Genomic DNA, 19,959 nt, shown 5'->3' with positions numbered 1-19,959 from the left:
GGAATGGGTCCGATCAATTCGAGTGATGCAAAAGAAAAGCCCGGTCACTAACCGGGCTTTTGAATACTGTGCGATCAGGCGCTCTGCTTGACCTCGATGCCGGCCTTCTGCAGGTGCTGCTGCAATTCGCCAGACTGGAACATTTCGCGCGTGATATCGGCGCCACCGATGAACTCGCCCTTCACATAGAGCTGCGGGATGGTCGGCCAGTTCGAATAGGCCTTGATGCCATCGCGAAGCTCGGGGCTTTCAAGGACATTGGCGCTGTCGTAGTCGACGCCGAGATAGCTCAGGATCTGGACAACCTGGCCAGAGAAGCCGCACTGCGGAAAATCGGGCGTGCCCTTCATGAAGAGGAACACGTCGTTGTTCTTCACCTTCTCGTCGATAAAGGCGTTGATGTCGGTCATGTGAGAAGCCTTTCAGGAAACCGGGGTCAAGGGCCGGGTGCATTCCTGCACTAGATAGGACAGGACTATGGCTCTGTCGAGATCAGCATCGGCAGTTGGCGATGTTTGTTATTGCGTCGAGCTGCAGCGGGATTGGCCAGTCTGCTTGATGGTACCTGAAGCTAAGTCGAGCACGCGCTCCTCGGCGACAACGGCGCCAAGCCCCATTTCGCTATACTCGGCAAATCTGTCGCAATTGTCAGCCGTGCCAGATGCGATCCGCTGCCAGTAGGTCACGGCATCTTCGGTAACCACGATTTCGTCGTCCGCGGGTTCGTCTACAAGCTTTTCCCGGATTGCCAGGTCGTAGATGACAATATCGCCGTCCGGGCCGGTCGAGCGCGTCAACACGAGGAACTTGCCGGCAAGCGCTTCATACCAAAGCGGATCGCCGGGCGATCCGATGATCCAGTCGCCTTCACGCTCTTCGTATTCACACTTGATCTTTCCCTTGGCCGGCGCCCGAACGAGGATATCGGTGCCGGCCTCGTCGGTGCGCGTTTGCGCAATGACGAGCGCGGTTTCGTTCTGGAAGCATTGGGCGTCCTCGGCGAAAGCTGGTGCAGAGCAGCCGGCGAGGGCGAGCGCAGCCAAGGCAGCGAAGCGGATCATGGGGCGTCTTTCAAATTGATGGTGCCGATCCGATCGGCAATCCAGGGGTGGTTGGCGCAATCGGCGACCGTATCGAACTCGATCGCTTCCCAGCCATGCACGCGGGCAGCGGCTACGACCTTTGGCGTATCGTCGAAGAACAGGGGCGGCTCGGCCTGCGAGCCGATAGCCAGATTGACGTGTTCGAAGAACCGGTTCTCCGGTTTGCGTACGCCAAGACGCGCCGAATAGAACATGTCATCGAAAATTTCGCCGAGCCCCAGTTTGCCCCACAGCCACATGGCGCGCAGGTGCTCCTGGTTGGTGGCAATATAGAGCATGCAATCGCCACGCGCCTTGAGCTTGCGTGCGATCTCGACCACCGGGGCATTGAGCGTCGAGTCCTTTTTGAGCCAATAATGCGCAAAGACCATGCCGCCATGTTTGTAGCCGACACTTGGGAGATAGCGATCAAGGGCCTCGATGAAGCTCATCTGGCCGACGATGACTTTCTTGACGAAGACATCGAAAGTGAATTCTTCGCGCAGCCGGTCTGGATCGACGCCGATCTCGGTCAGCATGTCTTTGTCCCAGGCGCGGACGCGAGCCGGGTTGGAGTGATATCCCTCGATAAGGACACCATCGACGTCGAAGATCACTGCCCGGGTCAATTCGCAGGTCTCCAATCGGCAGGACGGAAAATGCGACGAATGCCGACCCCTTGATTGGGCTCGCCTTCGAAGCGCGGAATGATGTGGAGATGGGTGTGGAATACATGCTGCCCACCCACCGCACCGACATTCCAGCCCAGCGTAAAGCCTGCCGGCTTATGGTCCTCGAAATGGGCCTTGGCAGCCGCAAGCGCATTTGCGAAATCGGCCCACTCTTCGCCGTTCATTTCAAACGGGTCGACGCTGTGGCGCTTGGGAATGACCATTCCGGCGACAGGCACCACCGGATCGATGCTGGCGAGCATATAGAAATGCTCGGTTTCCAGGATCGGTCTATCCGACAGCAGCTCATTCGCCAAGCAGAAGCGGCAGCCTGGCTCACTTCCGCTCACTTGCGAACCGCACCAAGGCCGGCAAGCACTTCGCCGGGTATCTTCAAGTCCTGGATGACCTCCGCGTGTCGCCGAAAGCCGATAAGCTCGCGCTGCACGAAATAGGCCCACACCGCCTGCTGCGCGTTGCCAAGAGCAGCGTCACGATCGGCTGGGTTGTCGCGCAAAAGGGCCAGCGTCTTGATGACGCGCTCTTCGGCGGCGCCGATGGAATTGGCGCGCTCTGCGGCGATCTCGTGTTCAATGGCAGCGGTACCGGCATCTGGCCGGACCATCCTGATCAGGTCGAGAGATTCGCGTAGGCCGGGCATTGGCTATTCGGGCACGCTGGTTTGGAGAGCCAGCGCGTGAAGGGCGCCGCCCATATCGCCCTGCAGGGCGGCGTAGACGAGCTGATGCTGCTGGACGCGGCTCTTGCCACGGAAGCTTTCGGAAATCACTGTCGCGGCATAATGATCGCCGTCGCCGGCAAGGTCGCGGATTTCGATTTCGGCATCGGGCAGGGCTGCCTTGATACGGCGCTCGATCTCGTGGGCGTCCATCGGCATTTGTAATCTCCCAAGCTCAACACTGCCGTCACCGGCACATGCCTTTGATATGGCATGTGGACCGGCAGGCATCAATATCGAGGTAGCGCTATTGAGCGGTCGTGTCTTCGGTGGCTGGCGTTGCACCGACGCAGCAATCGGCATCCGACCGAGTCGCAAAATTGGCGATGATGAAATCGACTGCCGGCCGGACCTGCTCCGAGACTGCGGTCGAATAGATGCAGTCGAGCGAATAGCCGAGGTTCGACGCAACGGTTTCGGTATGCACGAGCGTGATCGGAACGCCCATCGCCGAACTCTTGCTGGTGCCTTCATAGATCAGCGCGGTGGCGTCCTGATATTGCGTTGTGCCTGAAGGGCCAAGCACGAAGCCGGGAAAAGTCTCAGCCCAGGCCGCAGTGATGGCGTCGGTGTCGAGGCTCGAAAGGGCGCTTTCGGCGGTCCATTGTCCGTCTTCCACTGGAACAACGGACAGGTCGCACTGCAGCGGCGCATTCGGATGATTGATGGTTAGCGGTTCGCCGGCTCCGCCTGTCGCGACCATCGCCTCGGGGTAGATCAAGGTATAAGGCTGATCCGGAAAGATCGACCGCGTGACGTTGACGCTCTGGGCGGTTGCGGCAACTGGCATGGCTGCCGCCCCCAGACCCACAATGACCATCAACAGCCGGTTCGATCGCATCGGACGCTCCTAAAAAACTAAGCCACCCTTTGGCGTACCAAAGGGTGGCGATCATAAGGCAAAGCTGACGCGGCGCGATCTCAGGCAGACATATAGCTGGGGAACCAACTCTCGTGTGCGTGCGTCAACTCCGCGACCGAGACAGCTCGGGCCTTGCCCAGAATCAGCTCGGTGCCGCCGGTCGTGCCGATCCACGGCGCCTCGATGCCGAGCGACTTGGCTTCGTTCCAAAGAGCAGCGATCTCGTCACCTTGCGGATCGAGATTGAGTGTGACGAGATAACGCCCCTGGTCCTCGCCGAAATATTGGAGGATGGGATTGTGGTCTTCGATATCGACGATGTTCGCACCGATGCCACCGGCAATCGCCATTTCTGCCAGTGCAACGCCCAAGCCGCCATCGGAGAGATCGTGGCAAGCCGTAGCCACGCCCGAACGGATCAGTTTGCGCACGAAGTCTCCGGTTTTCTTTTCCGCGGCAAGGTCGACATGCGGAGCATCGCCGTCGCGCCGGTCGAAGAGATCGCGCAGATAGATCGACTGACCCAGATGCGTGCCGCGCTCCGCCGGACCGCCTATCAGGAGGATCGGCTGGTTGGCAGCGGCGAACCCGATCCGCACGCTTTTCTGCCAATCGGGCAGGAGACCGACGCCGCCAATGGTCGGCGTCGGCAGAATGCCGCGACCATTGGTTTCGTTGTAAAGCGACACATTGCCCGAAACGATCGGGAAATCGAGCGCACGGCAGGCGTCACCAATACCGCCGACGGCTTTCACGAGCTGGCCCATGATTTCGGGGCGTTCGGGATTGCCGAAGTTGAGGTTGTCGGTAGCGGCAAGCGGCTCCGCACCGGTCGCGGTCAGGTTACGCCAGCATTCGGCAACTGCCTGCTTGCCGCCCTCGTAGGGATTGGCCTCGCAATAGCGCGGATTGACGTCGGAGGTGAAAGCAAGGCCTTTGCTGTCGTGACCCAGCACGCGGATGACGCCCGCATCGCCGCCGGGACGCTGAATGCTGTTCCCCTGGATCAGGGTGTCGTATTGCTCGTAAACCCAGCGGCGCGAAGAGCACTGATGGCCGCCGATGAGTCTTAGAAGCGCTTCGGCGATGTCCATCTGCGGAACGTCATCGGCTTCCAGCGCGGGAGGGCTCTTTGGCTCGATCCAGGGACGATCGTATTCCGGCGCTTCATCGCCGAGTTCCTTGATCGGCAGATTGGCAACTTCCTCGCCCTGCCAAAGCACGCGGAAACGCAGGTCGTCGGTGGTCTTGCCGACCGTCGCGAAATCGAGCTCCCACTTTTCGAAGACGGCGCGGGCGGCTGCTTCCTTTTCCGGATGCAGCACCATGAGCATGCGCTCCTGACTTTCGGAGAGCATCATCTCGTAAGCACTCATGCGCTCTTCGCGCACGGGCACCTTATCGAGATCGAGCTCGATGCCGAGATCGCCCTTGGCGCCCATTTCCACCGCAGAACAGGTCAAACCCGCCGCGCCCATGTCCTGGATGGCGATAACGGCACCCGTAGCCATGAGCTCCAGGCAGGCTTCGAGCAGCCGCTTTTCGGTAAATGGATCGCCGACCTGAACCGTCGGACGCTTTTCCTCGATGTCGTCGCCGAATTCAGCAGAGGCCATGGTGGCGCCGCCGACGCCATCCCGGCCAGTCTTGGCGCCGAGATAGACGACAGGCAGGCCAACGCCTTCGGCCTTGGAATAGAAAATCTTATCAGTGTCAGCCAGGCCCGCCGCAAAGGCATTGACGAGGATGTTTCCGTTGTACCGCGCATCGAACTCGACTTCGCCGCCTACCGTCGGCACGCCGAAGGAATTGCCATAGCCGCCAACGCCTGCAACGACGCCATTGACGAGGTGGCGGGTCTTTTCATGCTCCGGCGCACCGAAGCGCAAGGCGTTCATCGCCGCAACGGGGCGGGCGCCCATGGTGAAGACGTCGCGCAGGATGCCGCCAACGCCGGTCGCCGCGCCCTGATAGGGCTCGATGAAGCTAGGGTGGTTGTGCGATTCCATCTTGAAGACGACTGCCTGGCCATCGCCGATATCGACGACGCCGGCGTTTTCGCCCGGACCCTGGATGACCCGTGGCCCCTGGGTCGGCAGCGTACGCAGCCACTTCTTCGAGCTTTTGTAAGAGCAGTGCTCGTTCCACATCGCCGAGAAGATGCCGAGCTCGGTATAAGTCGGCTCGCGACCGATCAGGTCCAGGATCTTCTGGTATTCATCCGGCTTCAGCCCATGGTCGGCGACTAGCTGCGGGGTGATGGCGATGTCGTTTCTCAGGGTCATCGAGTCGGTCCGTAGGGGGGCTCGGGGTAATATTCCATGACGCGTTGCGTCTCGCGGGCGGTATCGTGGCCAAAGAGATGGCCGACGAACCAGAGCGACATGTCGATGCCTGCGGAAACGCCGCCGCTGGTCACCACGCTGCCGTGGCGGACATAGCGCTCTTCGGTGGTGAAATAGGCCTTGCGCGCCATGCTCCGCACCCAGTCGATGGCGGCGTGGTTGGTCGTTGCCCGTTTCCCGTCGAGAAAGCCGGTCTGGCCGAGGAGCGCCGCGCCGGTGCAGACCGAGGCTTGCCACTTGGCTGCGGCGAGATAATCGCGCAGCGTATCTATGAAGGCGTCGTCCATGATGATCGTACGCGTGCCGGCGCCGCCCGGGACGATGACCAGATCGGCATGCGGGGCATCGGAAAAATCGTGGTCCGCCTCGATTCGCAAACCCTTGGCGCAGCGTAGCGCCTTTTCGGGCCAGGCGACGGTGAAGGTGTTCACCGGCGCGCCGATCTTGGCGGCCATGGTAAAAACTTCCCAGGGACCGACGAAGTCGAGTTCCTCGATCTCGGGAAACACGACGATGCCCACTTGGAGCGGATTATTGGCGTCAACCATGGTGCACTTCCTGCCGGCCTCGCAAACTGCTCAATCAAGCTGCCTTGTTGAGAAGGGTGGCGAAAAGAGCGCGACCGTCATCCCCACCATGGGCGCTTTCGATCAGGTTCTCGGGATGCGGCATCAGCCCGAGCACGTTCTTTTCTGCGTTGAGAATGCCCGCAATATCGTTGATCGAGCCGTTAGGGTTAGTCCCATCAGCATAGCGGAATGCCACGCGACCGTCGCCTTCAAGGCGCGCCAGGGTTTCGGTGTCTGCGAAGTAATTGCCGTCGTGGTGGGCGACCGGACAACGGATAATCTGGCCCTTGGCGTACCCGCTGGTGAAGGCATTGTCCGTGTTGGTCACCTCGAGCTTGACCTCGCGGCAGACGAATTTGAGCGACGTATTGCGCATGAGCGCGCCGGGCAGGAGACCTGCTTCGATCAGGATCTGGAAGCCATTGCAGACACCCAGAACCTTGACGCCCCGAGCGGCCCGCTCGCGCACCTTATCCATCATCGGCGAGCGCGCGGCAATCGCGCCGCAGCGCAGATAATCGCCATAGGAAAAGCCACCGGGAATGACGATCAGGTCGACATCGGGTATATCGGCATCCTGATGCCAGACGACGGCTGGCGCCGTGCCTCCGATCTTGTTCAACGCCGCGATCATGTCGCGGTCGCGATTGAGGCCGGGGAACACGAGGACGGCAGCTTTCATCAGGTCACCTGAAGGTCTGGGGTGCAGCGGCGGAATAGGCTTTCTCCGCGACGTTGTCCACCATGCTTTGGTCTTTGCCGTAGACTCTGATCAGCAATTGTTTGCCGTCGCTCCACAACTGATACGTGGACGAGAAGTCGCCGGTCGCCGTCTTGGCTCTGGTCTTGAAGCCGACAGCCGGACCATATTCGACCTTCTTGGTGCCGAAATAGTCGGCTTCTCCTCCCATGGAGCGCGCGTTAGACTTGCCGATTTCGGTGTACTTTTCGGCGGTGGTTTCGCCCGACCGAACGCGGTCGCCGGTTCCATCGTCATCGAGCACTTTGACTTCGAGCATCATGGTGCCGCCTTCGCAGCCGCCGCACATGCCGATATAGGCGCCCTCGCGCACGCCGGAGATCCAATCTGGCATCGCTATGCCTTCGATCGCCAGCGTCTCGAATGTTGGAGAGAGGAATTCGGCCCGAGCAGACATTGGCGCGAGGAGGACCGGCAGAAAGGCCAAGCAGGCAAGGGGAAAACGCATCGGCAGGGCTCCATCTTTTTGTGCCCTGCCGACCTAGCGACGCGATTTGTCTACTTCGTGACCTATTCGGCGGGGACAGCCTTTGGGTTTGGGGAAAGGGGCTTGCCGGTGCCGGGCATATGCGCCCAAGCGGGCCGCTCGAAGAGGAACTTGCCCAAGCCAGTTTTTTCGGTGAGCCACCAGAGAATGAGCGGCGAGCCGATGGCGATGACCATGATGATGAGGCTTACGAGGTTGGGCTCCTCGATGCCAAGCGCGAGCAGCACGGTGCGGGCTATACCCATGGGCAGGACGAAGGCGACATAGACCACAAGCGACTTGCCACCCATCCAGCGCAGCCAGTTCATCCAGGGCAAACGAACCAGAAGCGCCGAGGCGATGCAGATGGCGATGGCGCCGGCAATGGCGGCCAGAAGGTGAACGCCGGGCAGGGCGCCCCAGCCCATCTGTATGTGAACCGGATCAAGCCGGAAGCCTGGCGAAAATACCAGCACGGCGTTGACCACGGCCCAAGCCGCTAGCACAGCGAGCGCCGCGCCGACATGTTGCCCCGCCCAATCTGCCAAGCGGAAGATTGCCGGGGCAAAGACGTAGCCAGCGTAGAAATAGACGAAGTAGGCGCAGAACTGATCGATGAGATAGCTGCCGGTATGGATCGCAGCCATCTGCAGAACAGCGCCAACAGCGAGCACGAGCCAGTGTGGGAGTTGGAACTGATAGGCAAGCTTGCTGACGAGTCCGAAGACAGCCAGCATATAGATGAACCAGAGGACGCCATATGGCTCGACGACTGCCCAGGCGAGATAGCTGATCGCTGTGCCAGGATCACGGCCGATGAGAGCGACCTTGAACAGGATGTGGATCACTGCCCACAGAACGTAGAAATAAAGGTAGTGAACGACGCGGCGGTCTGTATAGGCGCGCCAGGGCCGATCGATGACCTGGCTGAGGAACAGGCCCGAGATAAGAAAGAATTCCGGCATGCGGAAGGGCATGGCGAAGGCGATCGTCCAATGGAGGAAACCGGTCTGTCCGGTATCCTCGCCGACGCTCGACGCACAATACATGATGACGACCAGAAAGATGGACAGGCCCTTGGCCATATCCACCCAGTCGAGCCTTTGTTTGTTCAAGCCCATAACCGCGTTCCCCGCATGATGACGGGCACACGCTAGCGCGACCTCTCGACTATCAGGTTAAACCGATAGGTCGGGTTGGAAGCATTTGCTGGCTTGGTAATTAATGCCTAAAGCCGGCTCAGACCGGCACTGGCACCGATGCATAGGCTGCAAACAGCAGGCCGATGGAGGCGAAGAACAAGACCGAAAGAGCAATCTGGGTTTTACGCATGATGGTACTGTCCTGCGCCATAATGGGGCGCGCCAGTTGGTTATCGCAATTAAGCGTTAATTGGAGATTTCGATCTGGTAGTTTTCGATCACGGTATTGGCGAGAAGTTTCTCGCACATACCGGTCAACTGCGTTCGGGCGGCAGCCTCATCGGTCGCTTCGAGCACCAAATCGAAAACCTTACCTTGGCGGACGCCCTTGACGCCGCCAAAGCCGAGCGAGGCTAGTGAGCCTTCGATGGCTTGGCCCTGGGGGTCGAGAACGCCATTCTTGAGCGTGACGGTGACGCGCGCTTTCATGAGCTTTTCCCGAAAATTACTGGACGAGGCGCGGACCGGTGGTCAGCGCATTGTCGTTTTCAACCAGGATACCGAGGCGCTGGGCCACTTCGCGATAGCTTTCGACGAGACCGCCAAGGTTTTCGCGGAAACGATCCTTGTCGAGCTTGTTGCGGGTCTTGATATCCCAGAGGCGGCAATTGTCCGGGCTGATTTCGTCTGCCAGCACGATGCGCATCAGGTCGCCTTCATAAAGACGGCCGCATTCGATCTTGAAATCGACGAGCTGAATGCCGACGCCCATGAACAGGCCGGTCAGGAAGTCGTTGACGCGGATGGCAAGGCTCATGATGTCGTCGAGTTCGGCCGGGGTGGCCCAGCCGAAAGCCGTGATGTGCTCTTCGGAGACCATCGGGTCGCCGAGCGCATCGTCCTTGTAGCAGAATTCGATGATCGAGCGGGGCAGTTGGGTGCCCGGTTCAAGGCCGAGGCGCTTGACGAGCGAGCCGGCGGCGAAATTGCGCACGATGATTTCGAGCGGGATGATCTCGACTTCCTTGATCAACTGCTCGCGCATGTTGATGCGGCGCAGGAAGTGCGTCGGGATGCCCATGGAATTGAGCTTGGTGAACACGAATTCCGAGATTCGGTTGTTCAACACACCCTTACCGTCGATGACTTCGTGCCGCGCGCCGTTCCCGGCCGTGGCGTCGTCCTTGAAATACTGGACCAGAGTGCCCGGCTCAGGACCTTCGAAAAGGATCTTGGCCTTGCCCTCATAGATTTTGCGTCGACGATTCATGGGGTTTCCGCTGCCGTGAAAAAGCGCACCGTTTAGGCGCGCTTCATGCGCTACAACGAGACAAAATTGCAAGCTCTTTCGTTTTTGGCTGGTCCGCGCGGGCTGACCTGTTGCGCTAGGCACACAAGGTCGCATCCACCGCCGGGCCGTTGATTTGGCAAGCCTGACCGCCTATGTCGTTGGTGAACGGCCGGAGTACCGGCGCGCCAAGTCATATGGGAGAGACCATGAGCGGGTTCGACGATCGTCAGAAGGGCCAGGAAGCCAAGTTTGCCTTCGACTCTGAAAAGAAGTTCAAGGCCGAGGCTCGGCGCAACAAGTTGCTTGGTATCTGGGCTGCGGAACTGATGAGCCTCTCGGGCGATGAAGCCAAGGCCTATGCCGCCGAAGTCGTCGCTGCCGATTTCGAGGAAGCCGGAGACGAAGACGTGTTCCGGAAGGTCTCGGGCGATCTTAAGGCCAAGGGCATCTCGATCGGTGACGACGTGATTCGTCAGAAGATGTCTACGCTCGTTGCCGTCGCCAACGAGCAGATCGCCTCCGAGGGCTGATCGACGAAATTCGAAAGAGCGAGGAGCCGGCCGTGGCCGGCTCCCTTGGCTGGACTAGCCAATCGTTACCTTGGTCGCTTCATAGTTGCGGCCATTCATCTTCCACTGCACCGTTACCTTTTCACCCGCCTTTAGGCCGGGGTCCTTGAACGTGGTCGGCAACTGGTAGGTCTTCCCGTCCGCAAGTGTAAGCGTGTGTGCCTTGAGGTCGATGGACTTCACGGTGCTTGAAATAGACTGCTCAGCCTGTGCCGAAACGGCCGGCTTGGCAGCTGGCGCCATTGCCGTGGCGGCAAATGCGCCGCTTGCAGGTGCGGCGATAAGCAGGGCAACGAAGAGCGGGGCAATAAATTTGCGCATGATGGTCTCCATGAGACTGGCCGATGCGCGGCCAAAAGTCGGTTTTCGGGGGTCGTCGCGTCGCGGGATCCTTCGTTTCCCGCCGGCGGCTCCAAACCGACGAGGACTGGTTTAGGCCCGCCAAAACCGCTTCTCAAGTTAAGAAGATTTAATTCCGGCAATCCAGATTTAGCCTCGAATTCAGTGAGTTAGGCGGGATTTCGGCGAATTGGCGTCGATCTGGAGCGGTTCTAAGCCAGGTTCGAAAACCCACGATAAAAAGCGAAAAGGCCGCCCGATCGCCGGACGGCCTTAACGCAAGGAAATTGGTGAGCGGGGGTTGATCAGCCGACGTCGATGGCCGTCACGTCGTGGTTCGAACCGTCCTGTTTGAAGTGCACTGTGACCTTATCTCCCGCTTTGACGTCAGGAAACTTGGTGTTCAGTGGCAGGAAATACCAGCTGCCATCGGCAAGCTGCAGCGAGCGAGCAGTCAGGTTGAAGCTCTTGACCGTGCCATTGATGGACTGGTCTGCGGAGATCGAAGCAGCAGCCGCAGGCTTTGCAGCAGGTGCCATGGCCGATGCGGCAAAGGCGCCGCTTGCCGGGGCGGCAACGAGCAGGGCAATAAAGAGTGGGGCGACGAAGTTGCGCATGATTTATGTCTCCATGAGACGGGCCGATGCGCGGCCATAAGTCGGTTTTCGGGGGTCGTCGCGTCGCAGGATCCTTCGTACCCCGCCGGCGGCTCCAAACCGACGAGAACGGGTTTAAGCCTCGGCAAACGCGCTCTCAAGTTAAGAAGATTTAATTCCGGTCCGCCAGATTTCGCCCAGATTTCAGTAAGTTAGGCAGAAAGCGGGCAACTCGGCGTCGAACTCGAGCCACTTCTCTTCAGCGACGGATTACTATGGCCATGCCGATCGATCTGGGCATGACTGGCTCGAAGCCATACTTTGCGTAGAGGTGCCTAGCCTCGCCGTCGGCTACGAGGCTCACATAAGCGCCCGAAGGCGCGCGGCTTTGCAGCTCTTCAACCAGCGCAGTCATGATCGCCTTGCCGAGGCCCTTGCCTTGATGCTCCGGCTCGACCGCCATATCAACGATCTGGAAGGCCGTTCCGCCGTCGCCGATAATGCGGCCCATCGCGACCGGCCGCCCCTCGAAGAGGAAGTGGACGCCATGCCAGGTGTTCGGCAAACCAGCGGCAGCGCCCTCGCGCGTCTTGGGGCTGAGCCCGGATACCGCGCGGAGCCGCATGTAGTCGTCGACGCCGGGCGCCTCATGGACCAGCGTGTAGCCGACCATCATAGTCGCTGCATCAGCCGGGTGAACATCATCAATCCCTCTGGCCACGGGCCATGGCCGGATTGGACGTTGATGTGGCCGGCGTCCCCTGCCTGGTGGAAGTCGGACCCCCAGGCGGCCGCATAATCGGCTGCGCGCTCGAGCGAGCAGTAGGGATCGGTGTCCGAAATTACGAGGAGCGAGGGAAAGGGCAGGGGATCGCGCGAGACCGGCGCGAAGGCAGTGGCTTCTTCCGGCACATTGGCATTGAGCTCGATATCCGGCGGCGACACCAGCAATGCGCCTCGGACCTTGCCTTGGGGAAAACGTGAAGCTGCCTGCGAGAGGGCGATGCAGGCCAGCGAGTGAGCGACGATCACGACCGGCCGCTTGGCTAATTCGACGGCCTGGATGATCGTATCGACCCAGTCCTCCGGGTCGGGGTCGTCCCAATCCGCCTGCTCGACCAAGGCCGCTGTCGACATTTTTTCGGCCCACCGCACCTGCCAGTGGCCGGGCTCGGAATTGCCCAGTCCTGGCAGTATGAGGATGTCGGTGTCGGCTATTCTCATTCGCCGAAAACCCGCGAGAAGATCGTATCGACGTGCTTGAGGTGGTAAGCGTCGTCAAACATATCGTCGATCTGCGCATCCGATAGCGTGACGGCCGTATCGCTCTTGAGGTTTTGCGCGAACAGCCCGGCGCGATCGCCGCGATGTTCCCAAACCTTCATGGCGTTGCGCTGTACGGCGGAGTAGGAATCTTCGCGACTGTAACCGGCCTGGGTCAGGGCGAGCAAAACGCGCTGGGAATTGTGGAGGCCGCCGAGCAGGTCGAGGTTTTTGCGCATGTTTTCCGGATAGACGACCAGCTTGTCGATGACGCCAGTGAGGCGCGCCAGCGCGAAGTCGAGCGTAATCGTCGCGTCCGGCCCGATCATGCGTTCGACCGAAGAGTGCGAAATATCGCGCTCGTGCCAGAGCGCGACGTTTTCGAGCGCCGGGGTCACCATGCCGCGCACAAGGCGCGCAAGGCCCGTGAGGTTTTCGGTCAGAACCGGGTTACGCTTGTGCGGCATGGCCGACGAGCCTTTCTGGCCCGGCGAAAAATACTCTTCCGCTTCCAGCACTTCAGTGCGTTGCAGGTGGCGGATTTCGACGGCGACGCGTTCGATAGACGAGGCGATGACGCCAAGGGTCGCAAAGAACATGGCATGACGATCGCGCGGAATGACCTGGGTTGAAACAGGCTCGATCGAAAGCCCTAGTTTTTCAGCGACGTATTCCTCGACCTGCGGGTCGATATTGGCAAAGGTGCCGATGGCGCCGGAAATGGCGCAGGTCGCAATTTCGTCACGCGCCGCGACGAGTCGCGCGCGGTTGCGAGAAAATTCGGCATAAGCTTCAGCAAGCTTCACGCCAAACGTCGTTGGCTCGGCGTGAATGCCGTGACTGCGGCCGATGGTGATCGTGTTCTTGTGCTCGAGGGCCCGGCGCTTGAGTGCGGCCAGCAGGGCATCGATATCGGTCAGCAGGATATCGGCCGCGCGCTTCATCTGCACCGAGAGCGTCGTGTCGAGAATATCGGACGATGTCATGCCTTGATGCACGAATCGCGCATCGGGTCCGACGATTTCCGAAAGGTGAGTCAGGAAGGCAATGACGTCGTGCTTGGTTGTCCGCTCGATCTCGTCGATGCGTTCGACATCGAAGCCATAATCACCCAATTCCGCCTTGCGGGCGTTCATGACGTCCCAGATCTTCTGCGCGCTTTCCTTGGGCACGACACCCAGTTCGGCAAGCTTGCTCGTCGCATGTGCCTCGATTTCGAACCAGATGGCGAAACGAGTTTCGGCTGACCAGTTGGCCACCATTTCGGGACGGGAATAGCGCGGAATCATGGGCTTAGCCTTGAAAGGTCAGAAATTGAGTCAAGCGATGCGGCTTGTCGCCGCCGCGCGAATGGCTGCAATGCGACCTGCATAGGTTTCAGGGTCATTGCCGCCATAGATCGAGGAACCGGCAACAAGCACGTTTGCGCCAGCATCGACGACGGCGCGTGCGTTGTCGGCGGTGATGCCGCCATCGACTTCCAGATCGATGGTACGGCCGCCGATCAGTGCCTTCGCCTGACGGATCTTGTTGACGGATTCCGGAATAAAGCTCTGGCCGCCGAAACCCGGATTGACGCTCATGATCAGCACGAGGTCCACATCGTCGATCACATGCTGGATCGCGGAAACGGGCGTTGCCGGATTGAGCGCCACGCCGACTTTTTTGCCGAGCCCGCGAATGGCCTGGAGGGTGCGATGCAGATGCGGTCCCGCTTCTGCGTGGACGGTGATGATATCGGCGCCGCCAGCCGCGAAATCCGAAAGGTAGGCGTCGACGGGCGCAATCATCAGGTGAACGTCGAACACCTTATCGGTCACACCGCGAACGGACTTCATGATCGGCGCGCCAAAGCTGATATTGGGAACGAAATGCCCGTCCATCACATCGACATGGATGTAATCCGCACCCGCTTCGACAATCGCTCTGACCTCATCTCCCAGCCTTGCGAAATCGGCAGAAAGGATGGAAGGCGCAATGCGGAGGGGACGGGTGGACATAACGTGGCACCTCAGCCGGCAGAAACTTGGAGGAACAAGCGTGCTATAGGGCCGCCAGCGCCAAGGGGCAAGCGCCGAGACAGTTGCGGCCTAGTGCGTCGATACCGTCCGTATCATTTCAAACAGCCCTTGCCGCGGCCAATGTCTGCTAGGCGGCGCCGTGAAGATCTAAGCGCGGCGCTCCATGTCGGGCATCCCCTCGCTCTCACCCACTCGCGCGACGTCGGTCAGAGAAAGGGGCTCAAACCCCTGACGCGGCCCGCGCCAGAAGGCAAGCGTTGTGCCGCAGCGGGAACAGCCGAGCAGCGTACCGATCGGCAGATCGGCGGTGGTGATGGAATTTGCCGAACGGCAATGCGGGCAGGCCATGGTCAAATGCAGATGAGAGCTCACGAGCGCCACCCTTGTTTTATGGCGGCAGCTTGAACCTCTTGCTAAGGGCAATTGACTGTCGTCGCTGATGCCAATGAAAAGGCAGCGACGATGAAACCTACCGTATCTGCAACAGCGCGGCATTAAACTAGATTAACTGTAAGCCCCGCAAAGCTCACAACGGCGCGACGCGACAGTGCTGCACATTGCCTTCTGCGCTTGCTGCGCTAAAGAGGGGCACCAATCTGGAGCGTCAGACGTGGAATTCTCTTTGCCTTTGGTGCTCGGCGCTGGCGTCTTGAGCTTTCTCAGCCCATGCGTGCTGCCACTTGTGCCGCCCTATCTCACCTATATGAGCGGAGCAAGTTTCGATCAGCTGCGCGCCGAAGCTGACGGGCCGGGCAAGTTGACCATCAAGGTCGCCGTCACCTCGATCTTCTTTATCCTCGGCTTTTCCGTTGTGTTCGTGGCTCTCGGGGCCACTGCTACCGCCTTTGGTCAGGCCTTCCGTCAGCTTCTGCCGCTGCTGACCCCGGTCGCTGGCGTCGTCATCATAGCCATGGGATTGCATTTTCTCGGCGTCTATCGGCTCGCGGTGCTCGATCGGCAGATGCGCCACAATGGACCGGGCGTGGCATCTGGTCCTCTTGGCGGTTTCCTTCTCGGTCTCGCCTTCGCCATCGGCTGGACGCCATGCATTGGGCCGGTCCTCGCCGCCATTCTGTCAGTTGCTGCCAGCCGCGATACTGCCTGGGAAGGCGCTTCGCTCCTCGGGCTTTATTCGCTGGGCCTTGGCATTCCGTTCTTTCTGGCCGGTCTCGCCATCGGTCCGTTCCTGACCTTCTTCCATTCCTTCAAGCGTCACCTCCGCACGGTCGAGCGCGTCATGGGCGGATTGCTGGTCGTCACCGGCGTGCTCTTTCTCACGGGCAATTTCACCCGTATCTCATACTGGTTTCTCGAGACGTTTCCGGCGCTGGCCAATTTCGGTTGATGCCGACGTAGCAGCACTTCCTTAACCTTCAGAAATTTTCCAGCCGCCATCGCCGTATATATCCGTAATCTTCAGCCGGGATTTACTCGGTTGAGCCAAAGTGGCGCGGTCATTGGGGCGGAAAAAATGGGCACGGCCAGCGTGGAAAGCCAGCCAATATTGCGCGCTCTCTCGGAAGAGAGTGAGAATACCAGCCTCTCGGCCGAGGTTGGCGTGCATTTCGGCGCCAGGCTTACGGCGCGCGCCACGCGCAACATCGAAGAGGTCGAAGCAGTGTGGCGGATGCTCACTGCCGAGATCATCGAGTCGCCCGGTCAGAGTTTTGATTTCATCCGCCTTTGGATTGCCGACAGGGGGATCGCGACTAAAGACCAGTGCTTCGTCATTGGCGAGGTCGATGGCGAGCCCGTTGCGCTGCTGCCGCTCCACCGTCGCCGTCAGCTCGGCGTTACCGTTTACACATGGTTTCCGCGATCCCAGGTCGGCTGCTATGCGCCGATTTCGGATTACCGTAAGCTCTCCAAGCTCGGCCCGGCAGGGCGGGCGCGGCTTTGGCAGACCATGGTCGCGCAGCTAAGTGATGCCGACGCGGTTTATCTTCGGGCCATCCCTAAAGAGATCAGCGGCTTTGGCGGGCTCTTCGATGAGCTCGGCGACAGTCTTGCTGTCGAAACGCTCTATCGTTCGGAGTTTTCGTCCTGGGACGAGGCCGACAAAATCCAGCGCAGCCGCAGCCGCCGCAAGCACGATCGGCAGCAGGGCGATCGCCTCGCCGCACTTGGCGAAATCGGCTTCGAGCTGGTTACCGATCCTGTCGAGGGCCGCGCGGCAATCGAGGTGATGTTCCGTCAGCGATCTGCGCGTTTTCGTGCCCAAGGCATTCGCGACACGTTCGTCCACGACAAGCTTATCGCGTTTTATCAGAAGGCCATGCAGCCGGGCTCCGGCCTCGATGTGCGGCTCCACGTCCTCAGGCTCAATGGCGAGATTGTCGCCGTGCGCTACAACATCGTCCATGGCTCGCGCATCTTCTGCCTCATCTCCTCGATGAGCGACGACCCCGCCATCCAGGGTGGCTCGCCGGGCAAGCAATGCCTTCTGCGCGTCATGCAGACAGTTTTCGAATCGGGCTTCACCATGTTCGACATGGGCTCGGGTTTCACCGACGAAAAGCGCCATTGGTGCAATGTGCAGATGCCGATCCGGCAGCATTATATCGGCCGGACTCTCAAGGGCCATCTGTCCGTCGGCCTGCACCAGCAGTTCCAGAAATTTCGGGCGCAGGCGAAAGCAAATCCGCGGGTCAAAAGCGGGCTGCGTCACATTCGGCAGATCACCGACAAGCTCACCGGTCGCCAGAAGGCTCAGCAGCAGCCGTCAGATTAGCTTTAGAGCGCGCAACGAGGCATGACCCGACCGCCCGATGATGATGTGATCGTGAAGCGTGATGCCGAGCTGTCGCGCGATGTCCGCGATATCGCGCGTCATCCTGACGTCTGCCGCCGATGGGGATGGATCGCCGGAGGGATGGTTGTGAACGAGGATCAGCGCAGAAGCCGATAATTCGAGCGTGCGACGCATGACTTCGCGCGGGTAAACCGGCGTGTGGTCGACTGTTCCCACCTGCTGCACTTCGTCGGCGATCAGTCGGTTTTTCTTGTCGAGAAACAAGATGCGAAACTGTTCGACGTTCTCGAAGGCCATGGCGCTTCGGCAGTAGTCGATCAACTCCTGCCACGACGAGAGAATCGGCTTTTGCTTATCGATCCCTTCGCGCCCAAAGCGCGCCGCGACGGATTGGATAACCTTCAGATTAGCCGCCGAACTTGGACTAAGGCCTGGAAATTTCGACAGGCGGGCGTGGCTGGCGCTGAACACTGCAGAAAAGGACCCGAACTCGCGCAGCAGCGCCTTGGCTAGAGGCTTGGTGTCCTTGAAGGGAATAGCCAAAAACAACACCATCTCGAGCAGTTCATAATACTCGAAGGCGTCGCCACCAACCTTGAGGAAACGCTGCCGAACCCGGTCGCGGTGCCCTTTGTGGTCGTGCGCGGCGGGGGTAGCTGTGTCTTTGCCTTGCTTCGCCGGCTTGGCCGATGGGGGAATGACCGCTGAGCCATCAGGGAGGGGAAAAAGCGCCTCGTCGAATTCGTCGGGGCGCTTGGGCATTAGGCTGCTCGCGCTGCCAGAGGATTGAAGAGCCCACCAGGAGAAAGCGTAAAAACCTCGTTGCCGGTTTCGGTGATGCCGATCGAATGCTCGCATTGCGAGGACAACGTGCGGTCGCGGGTCACGGCCGTCCAGCCATCGGACAAAATTTTGACGTGTGGCTTGCCGAGATTGATCATCGGTTCGATGGTGAAGATCATGCCCGGCTTAAGCGGCACGCCCGTTCCGGGGGTGCCGAAATGGAGAATGTTGGGCTCGTCGTGGAAAAGCCGCCCAACGCCATGGCCGACGAAATCGCGCACGACGCTCATGCGTTCGCCTTCCGCTACCGCTTGGATAGCGGCACCGATATCGCCCGTCGTATTGCCCGGCTTTGCTGCAGCAAGGCCTGCTGCGAGGCTTTCATAAGTGACTTCGATCAGCCTTTCGGCCTTCCGCGAAATCTCGCCGACCGGATACATGCGGCTCGAATCGCCATACCAGCCGTCGACGATCAGCGTAAGGTCGATATTGACGATGTCGCCTTCGCGCAGGCCCCGCTCATCAGGAATGCCATGGCAAACGACGTGATTGATCGAGGTGCAGATCGAGTGGCGATAGCCCTTGTAAAAGAGCGTAGCCGGGATGGCATTGTTATCGCGCGCGAACTCATAAGCGATCTGGTCGAGCTTCGATGTCGGCACGCCCGGCTCGACGAATTCTGTGAGGATGTCCAGCGCCTTTGCCGTCAAAGCCCCGGCCTTGCGCATGCCGGCAAACCCATCCTCGCCATGCAGCGGAATGACGCCGGGCGTGCGACGAGACTTGGCGGATGCTTCGACGAAGGTAACCATTGAGGACTCCAGGGGACGCCTTAACCTAGTCAACTGCTGCGCTGTTTGAAAGGGCTTCAGTCGGCGCGCTTGACGCCGTGCCGGGCGGCAGTCATCTGTGGTCTTTCATAGAAACGGATGCTTCCATGTCCACCCAAACTCGCGTGACTGCCGGTCTTTTGGTGATCGGTGACGAAATCCTGTCCGGCCGGACCAAGGACGTGAACATCGGCGCAGTTGCCGATTTCTGCACCGATCTTGGCATCGATCTGACAGAAGTGCGCGTGGTCAGCGACGTGGAGGAATCCATCATCGAGGCGGTCAACGCGCTTCGGCATCGCTACACATACGTTTTCACCACCGGCGGCATCGGCCCCACTCACGACGACATTACCGCAGACGCCATCGCCAAAGCATTTGGCGTTGCCTTGCCGATCAACGATCAGGCGCGTGCCATGCTTGAAGCGCGCTGGGCGCAGACCGGCACCGAAGTCAACGAAGCCCGCCTGCGCATGGCCCGCATTCCGGAAGGCGCCGATCTGATCGTCAACTCGGTCAGCGCCGCCCCCGGATTCCGGATCGGCAATGTCCACGTGATGGCCGGCGTGCCGGTTATCATGCGCGCCATGCTCGAAGCCTTGGCGCCGACGCTTCAGGGCGGCAAGAAGGTCCAGTCGGTCACGATCAAGGCGGCGGTGGGTGAAGGCACCATTGGCGGCGCACTCGCGACGCTGCAGGCCGAATTTCCGGACGTAAAGATGGGCTCATACCCGCAGATGGGTAAGGACCGGGTCATGACCGAACTGGTGTTGCGGTCTTCGGACGACGCCCGCCTTGCCGAGGCCGCCGGGAAAGTGCGCGCCATGGTGGCAGAGGCACACGCCAAGGCTGGTATCGCCGCCCCCGCAGGGGAATGAT

General features: G+C 60.1%; 27 protein-coding genes. 4 read left to right on the top strand and 23 right to left on the bottom strand.

Going from position 1 to position 19,959, the window contains the following annotated elements; all coding sequences use genetic code 11:
• Positions 1-74: 74 nt before the first annotated feature.
• The 14 genes from grxD to purC all read right to left on the bottom strand — a co-directional run bounded on the left by grxD (position 75) and on the right by purC (position 9,906).
• A complete protein-coding gene (gene grxD, locus VW35_RS05025) occupies positions 75-410 on the bottom strand; it encodes a Grx4 family monothiol glutaredoxin (RefSeq protein WP_046141924.1) in 336 nt (111 codons plus the stop codon).
• Between the two features lie 108 nt (positions 411-518).
• The gene (locus VW35_RS05020) at positions 519-1,061 is read right to left on the bottom strand and encodes a hypothetical protein (RefSeq protein ID WP_046141923.1); all 543 of its coding nucleotides are present in this window, start codon (positions 1,059-1,061) and stop codon (positions 519-521) included.
• Positions 1,058-1,711 (bottom strand): HAD-IA family hydrolase, encoded by a 654-nt coding sequence (locus VW35_RS05015; protein ID WP_046142496.1) that lies wholly within the window; start codon positions 1,709-1,711, stop codon positions 1,058-1,060. Before VW35_RS05015 ends, VW35_RS05020 begins: the two co-directional genes overlap by 4 nt.
• Positions 1,708-2,070 carry an HIT family protein gene (locus tag VW35_RS05010; protein ID WP_052951505.1) on the bottom strand — a complete coding sequence of 121 codons (363 nt, stop codon included), beginning with the start codon at positions 2,068-2,070 and terminating at the stop codon, positions 1,708-1,710. Before VW35_RS05010 ends, VW35_RS05015 begins: the two co-directional genes overlap by 4 nt.
• A gap of 29 nt (positions 2,071-2,099) precedes the next feature.
• Positions 2,100-2,414: a DUF6665 family protein gene (locus tag VW35_RS05005; RefSeq protein WP_244465831.1), complete on the bottom strand. Its 315-nt coding sequence runs from the start codon at positions 2,412-2,414 to the stop codon at positions 2,100-2,102.
• Between the two features lie 3 nt (positions 2,415-2,417).
• Positions 2,418-2,651, bottom strand: a complete 234-nt coding sequence (locus VW35_RS05000) for a BolA family protein (RefSeq protein WP_046141922.1) — start codon at positions 2,649-2,651, stop codon at positions 2,418-2,420.
• Positions 2,652-2,739: 88 nt separating this feature from the next.
• Entirely contained in the window at positions 2,740-3,333 is a 594-nt protein-coding gene (locus tag VW35_RS04995; protein WP_152662487.1) for a hypothetical protein, read from the bottom strand.
• 80 nt (positions 3,334-3,413) lie between these two features.
• On the bottom strand, positions 3,414-5,639 hold the full coding sequence (purL, locus tag VW35_RS04990) for a phosphoribosylformylglycinamidine synthase subunit PurL (RefSeq protein ID WP_046141920.1): 2,226 nt from the start codon (positions 5,637-5,639) through the stop codon (positions 3,414-3,416).
• Complete coding sequence (locus VW35_RS04985) at positions 5,636-6,247, bottom strand: DJ-1/PfpI family protein (RefSeq protein WP_046141919.1); 612 nt, start codon at positions 6,245-6,247, stop codon at positions 5,636-5,638. The genes purL and VW35_RS04985 overlap by 4 nt, the downstream gene beginning before the upstream one ends.
• A 34-nt stretch (positions 6,248-6,281) precedes the next feature.
• On the bottom strand, positions 6,282-6,950 hold the full coding sequence (gene purQ / locus VW35_RS04980) for a phosphoribosylformylglycinamidine synthase subunit PurQ (protein WP_046141918.1): 669 nt from the start codon (positions 6,948-6,950) through the stop codon (positions 6,282-6,284).
• Positions 6,951-6,954: 4 nt separating this feature from the next.
• Positions 6,955-7,476 carry a hypothetical protein gene (locus tag VW35_RS04975; RefSeq protein WP_046141917.1) on the bottom strand — a complete coding sequence of 174 codons (522 nt, stop codon included), beginning with the start codon at positions 7,474-7,476 and terminating at the stop codon, positions 6,955-6,957.
• Between the two features lie 62 nt (positions 7,477-7,538).
• Complete coding sequence (locus tag VW35_RS04970) at positions 7,539-8,615, bottom strand: acyltransferase family protein (protein WP_046141916.1); 1,077 nt, start codon at positions 8,613-8,615, stop codon at positions 7,539-7,541.
• Positions 8,616-8,882: 267 nt separating this feature from the next.
• Positions 8,883-9,125: a phosphoribosylformylglycinamidine synthase subunit PurS gene (gene purS / locus VW35_RS04965; RefSeq protein ID WP_046141915.1), complete on the bottom strand. Its 243-nt coding sequence runs from the start codon at positions 9,123-9,125 to the stop codon at positions 8,883-8,885.
• Between the two features lie 16 nt (positions 9,126-9,141).
• Positions 9,142-9,906, bottom strand: a complete 765-nt coding sequence (gene purC, locus VW35_RS04960; protein WP_046141914.1) for a phosphoribosylaminoimidazolesuccinocarboxamide synthase — start codon at positions 9,904-9,906, stop codon at positions 9,142-9,144.
• 227 nt (positions 9,907-10,133) lie between these two features.
• Between purC and VW35_RS04955 the strand changes: the two genes are divergently transcribed.
• Positions 10,134-10,457 carry a DUF1476 domain-containing protein gene (locus VW35_RS04955; RefSeq protein ID WP_046142493.1) on the top strand — a complete coding sequence of 108 codons (324 nt, stop codon included), beginning with the start codon at positions 10,134-10,136 and terminating at the stop codon, positions 10,455-10,457.
• Positions 10,458-10,511: 54 nt separating this feature from the next.
• On the opposite strand, the gene VW35_RS04950 is transcribed toward VW35_RS04955, so the two are convergent.
• The 7 genes from VW35_RS04950 to VW35_RS04920 form a co-directional block, all read right to left on the bottom strand.
• Positions 10,512-10,817: a DUF1344 domain-containing protein gene (locus VW35_RS04950; protein ID WP_046142492.1), complete on the bottom strand. Its 306-nt coding sequence runs from the start codon at positions 10,815-10,817 to the stop codon at positions 10,512-10,514.
• Between the two features lie 323 nt (positions 10,818-11,140).
• Complete coding sequence (locus VW35_RS04945) at positions 11,141-11,452, bottom strand: DUF1344 domain-containing protein (protein WP_052951504.1); 312 nt, start codon at positions 11,450-11,452, stop codon at positions 11,141-11,143.
• A 238-nt stretch (positions 11,453-11,690) separates the two neighbouring features.
• Positions 11,691-12,107 carry a GNAT family N-acetyltransferase gene (locus VW35_RS04940; RefSeq protein ID WP_152662486.1) on the bottom strand — a complete coding sequence of 139 codons (417 nt, stop codon included), beginning with the start codon at positions 12,105-12,107 and terminating at the stop codon, positions 11,691-11,693.
• Positions 12,104-12,655: an RBBP9/YdeN family alpha/beta hydrolase gene (locus VW35_RS04935; RefSeq protein ID WP_046141913.1), complete on the bottom strand. Its 552-nt coding sequence runs from the start codon at positions 12,653-12,655 to the stop codon at positions 12,104-12,106. Before VW35_RS04935 ends, VW35_RS04940 begins: the two co-directional genes overlap by 4 nt.
• Entirely contained in the window at positions 12,652-13,983 is a 1,332-nt protein-coding gene (gene purB / locus VW35_RS04930) for an adenylosuccinate lyase (RefSeq protein WP_046141912.1), read from the bottom strand. Before purB ends, VW35_RS04935 begins: the two co-directional genes overlap by 4 nt.
• 30 nt (positions 13,984-14,013) lie before the next feature.
• Positions 14,014-14,694, bottom strand: a complete 681-nt coding sequence (rpe, locus tag VW35_RS04925) for a ribulose-phosphate 3-epimerase (protein WP_046141911.1) — start codon at positions 14,692-14,694, stop codon at positions 14,014-14,016.
• A gap of 168 nt (positions 14,695-14,862) precedes the next feature.
• Positions 14,863-15,087 carry a hypothetical protein gene (locus VW35_RS04920; protein ID WP_152662485.1) on the bottom strand — a complete coding sequence of 75 codons (225 nt, stop codon included), beginning with the start codon at positions 15,085-15,087 and terminating at the stop codon, positions 14,863-14,865.
• 238 nt (positions 15,088-15,325) lie between these two features.
• Here VW35_RS04920 and VW35_RS04915 point away from each other — a divergent pair, with 238 nt between their 5' ends.
• The gene (locus VW35_RS04915) at positions 15,326-16,060 is read left to right on the top strand and encodes a cytochrome c biogenesis CcdA family protein (protein WP_046141909.1); all 735 of its coding nucleotides are present in this window, start codon (positions 15,326-15,328) and stop codon (positions 16,058-16,060) included.
• 126 nt (positions 16,061-16,186) lie between these two features.
• Positions 16,187-17,446, top strand: coding sequence for a GNAT family N-acetyltransferase (locus tag VW35_RS04910; RefSeq protein ID WP_046141908.1), 1,260 nt, complete (start codon positions 16,187-16,189; stop codon positions 17,444-17,446).
• Here the strand turns inward: VW35_RS04910 and radC are convergent.
• Together radC and map are read right to left on the bottom strand one after the other, a co-directional pair.
• Positions 17,438-18,229, bottom strand: a complete 792-nt coding sequence (gene radC, locus VW35_RS04905) for a RadC family protein (RefSeq protein ID WP_083982440.1) — start codon at positions 18,227-18,229, stop codon at positions 17,438-17,440. The two genes, VW35_RS04910 and radC, sit on opposite strands and share 9 nt — an antisense overlap.
• Entirely contained in the window at positions 18,229-19,062 is an 834-nt protein-coding gene (gene map / locus VW35_RS04900) for a type I methionyl aminopeptidase (protein ID WP_046141907.1), read from the bottom strand. Before map ends, radC begins: the two co-directional genes overlap by 1 nt.
• 125 nt (positions 19,063-19,187) lie before the next feature.
• On the opposite strand from map, the gene VW35_RS04895 reads away from it, so the two are divergent.
• Positions 19,188-19,958, top strand: coding sequence for a competence/damage-inducible protein A (locus tag VW35_RS04895; RefSeq protein WP_046141906.1), 771 nt, complete (start codon positions 19,188-19,190; stop codon positions 19,956-19,958).
• The last annotated feature ends 1 nt before the right edge of the window (position 19,959 follow it).

The sequence above is a fragment of the Devosia soli genome (assembly GCF_000970455.1).
Taxonomy (GTDB): Bacteria; Pseudomonadota; Alphaproteobacteria; order Rhizobiales; family Devosiaceae; genus Devosia; species Devosia soli.
The sequence above is the reverse complement of the archived record's forward strand: the minus strand, read 5'-3'. Positions and strand labels throughout refer to the sequence as shown.

Excerpts from the sequence above, each read along its gene's own strand:
- grxD (WP_046141924.1), bottom strand. The coding sequence starts at position 410 with ATGACCGACATCAACGCCTTTATCGACGAGAAGGTGAAGAACAACGAC.
- VW35_RS05020 (WP_046141923.1), bottom strand. The coding sequence starts at position 1,061 with ATGATCCGCTTCGCTGCCTTGGCTGCGCTCGCCCTCGCCGGCTGCTCT.
- VW35_RS05005 (WP_244465831.1), bottom strand. The coding sequence starts at position 2,414 with ATGCCCGGCCTACGCGAATCTCTCGACCTGATCAGGATGGTCCGGCCA.
- VW35_RS05000 (WP_046141922.1), bottom strand. The coding sequence starts at position 2,651 with ATGCCGATGGACGCCCACGAGATCGAGCGCCGTATCAAGGCAGCCCTG.
- VW35_RS04995 (WP_152662487.1), bottom strand. The coding sequence starts at position 3,333 with ATGCGATCGAACCGGCTGTTGATGGTCATTGTGGGTCTGGGGGCGGCA.
- purL (WP_046141920.1), bottom strand. The coding sequence starts at position 5,639 with ATGACCCTGAGAAACGACATCGCCATCACCCCGCAGCTAGTCGCCGAC.
- VW35_RS04985 (WP_046141919.1), bottom strand. The coding sequence starts at position 6,247 with ATGGTTGACGCCAATAATCCGCTCCAAGTGGGCATCGTCGTGTTTCCC.
- purQ (WP_046141918.1), bottom strand. The coding sequence starts at position 6,950 with ATGAAAGCTGCCGTCCTCGTGTTCCCCGGCCTCAATCGCGACCGCGAC.
- VW35_RS04975 (WP_046141917.1), bottom strand. The coding sequence starts at position 7,476 with ATGCGTTTTCCCCTTGCCTGCTTGGCCTTTCTGCCGGTCCTCCTCGCG.
- VW35_RS04970 (WP_046141916.1), bottom strand. The coding sequence starts at position 8,615 with ATGGGCTTGAACAAACAAAGGCTCGACTGGGTGGATATGGCCAAGGGC.
- purS (WP_046141915.1), bottom strand. The coding sequence starts at position 9,125 with ATGAAAGCGCGCGTCACCGTCACGCTCAAGAATGGCGTTCTCGACCCC.
- purC (WP_046141914.1), bottom strand. The coding sequence starts at position 9,906 with ATGAATCGTCGACGCAAAATCTATGAGGGCAAGGCCAAGATCCTTTTC.
- VW35_RS04955 (WP_046142493.1), top strand. The coding sequence starts at position 10,134 with ATGAGCGGGTTCGACGATCGTCAGAAGGGCCAGGAAGCCAAGTTTGCC.
- VW35_RS04950 (WP_046142492.1), bottom strand. The coding sequence starts at position 10,817 with ATGCGCAAATTTATTGCCCCGCTCTTCGTTGCCCTGCTTATCGCCGCA.
- VW35_RS04945 (WP_052951504.1), bottom strand. The coding sequence starts at position 11,452 with ATGCGCAACTTCGTCGCCCCACTCTTTATTGCCCTGCTCGTTGCCGCC.
- VW35_RS04940 (WP_152662486.1), bottom strand. The coding sequence starts at position 12,107 with ATGATGGTCGGCTACACGCTGGTCCATGAGGCGCCCGGCGTCGACGAC.
- VW35_RS04935 (WP_046141913.1), bottom strand. The coding sequence starts at position 12,655 with ATGAGAATAGCCGACACCGACATCCTCATACTGCCAGGACTGGGCAAT.
- purB (WP_046141912.1), bottom strand. The coding sequence starts at position 13,983 with ATGATTCCGCGCTATTCCCGTCCCGAAATGGTGGCCAACTGGTCAGCC.
- rpe (WP_046141911.1), bottom strand. The coding sequence starts at position 14,694 with ATGTCCACCCGTCCCCTCCGCATTGCGCCTTCCATCCTTTCTGCCGAT.
- VW35_RS04910 (WP_046141908.1), top strand. The coding sequence starts at position 16,187 with ATGGGCACGGCCAGCGTGGAAAGCCAGCCAATATTGCGCGCTCTCTCG.
- radC (WP_083982440.1), bottom strand. The coding sequence starts at position 18,229 with ATGCCCAAGCGCCCCGACGAATTCGACGAGGCGCTTTTTCCCCTCCCT.
- map (WP_046141907.1), bottom strand. The coding sequence starts at position 19,062 with ATGGTTACCTTCGTCGAAGCATCCGCCAAGTCTCGTCGCACGCCCGGC.
- VW35_RS04895 (WP_046141906.1), top strand. The coding sequence starts at position 19,188 with ATGTCCACCCAAACTCGCGTGACTGCCGGTCTTTTGGTGATCGGTGAC.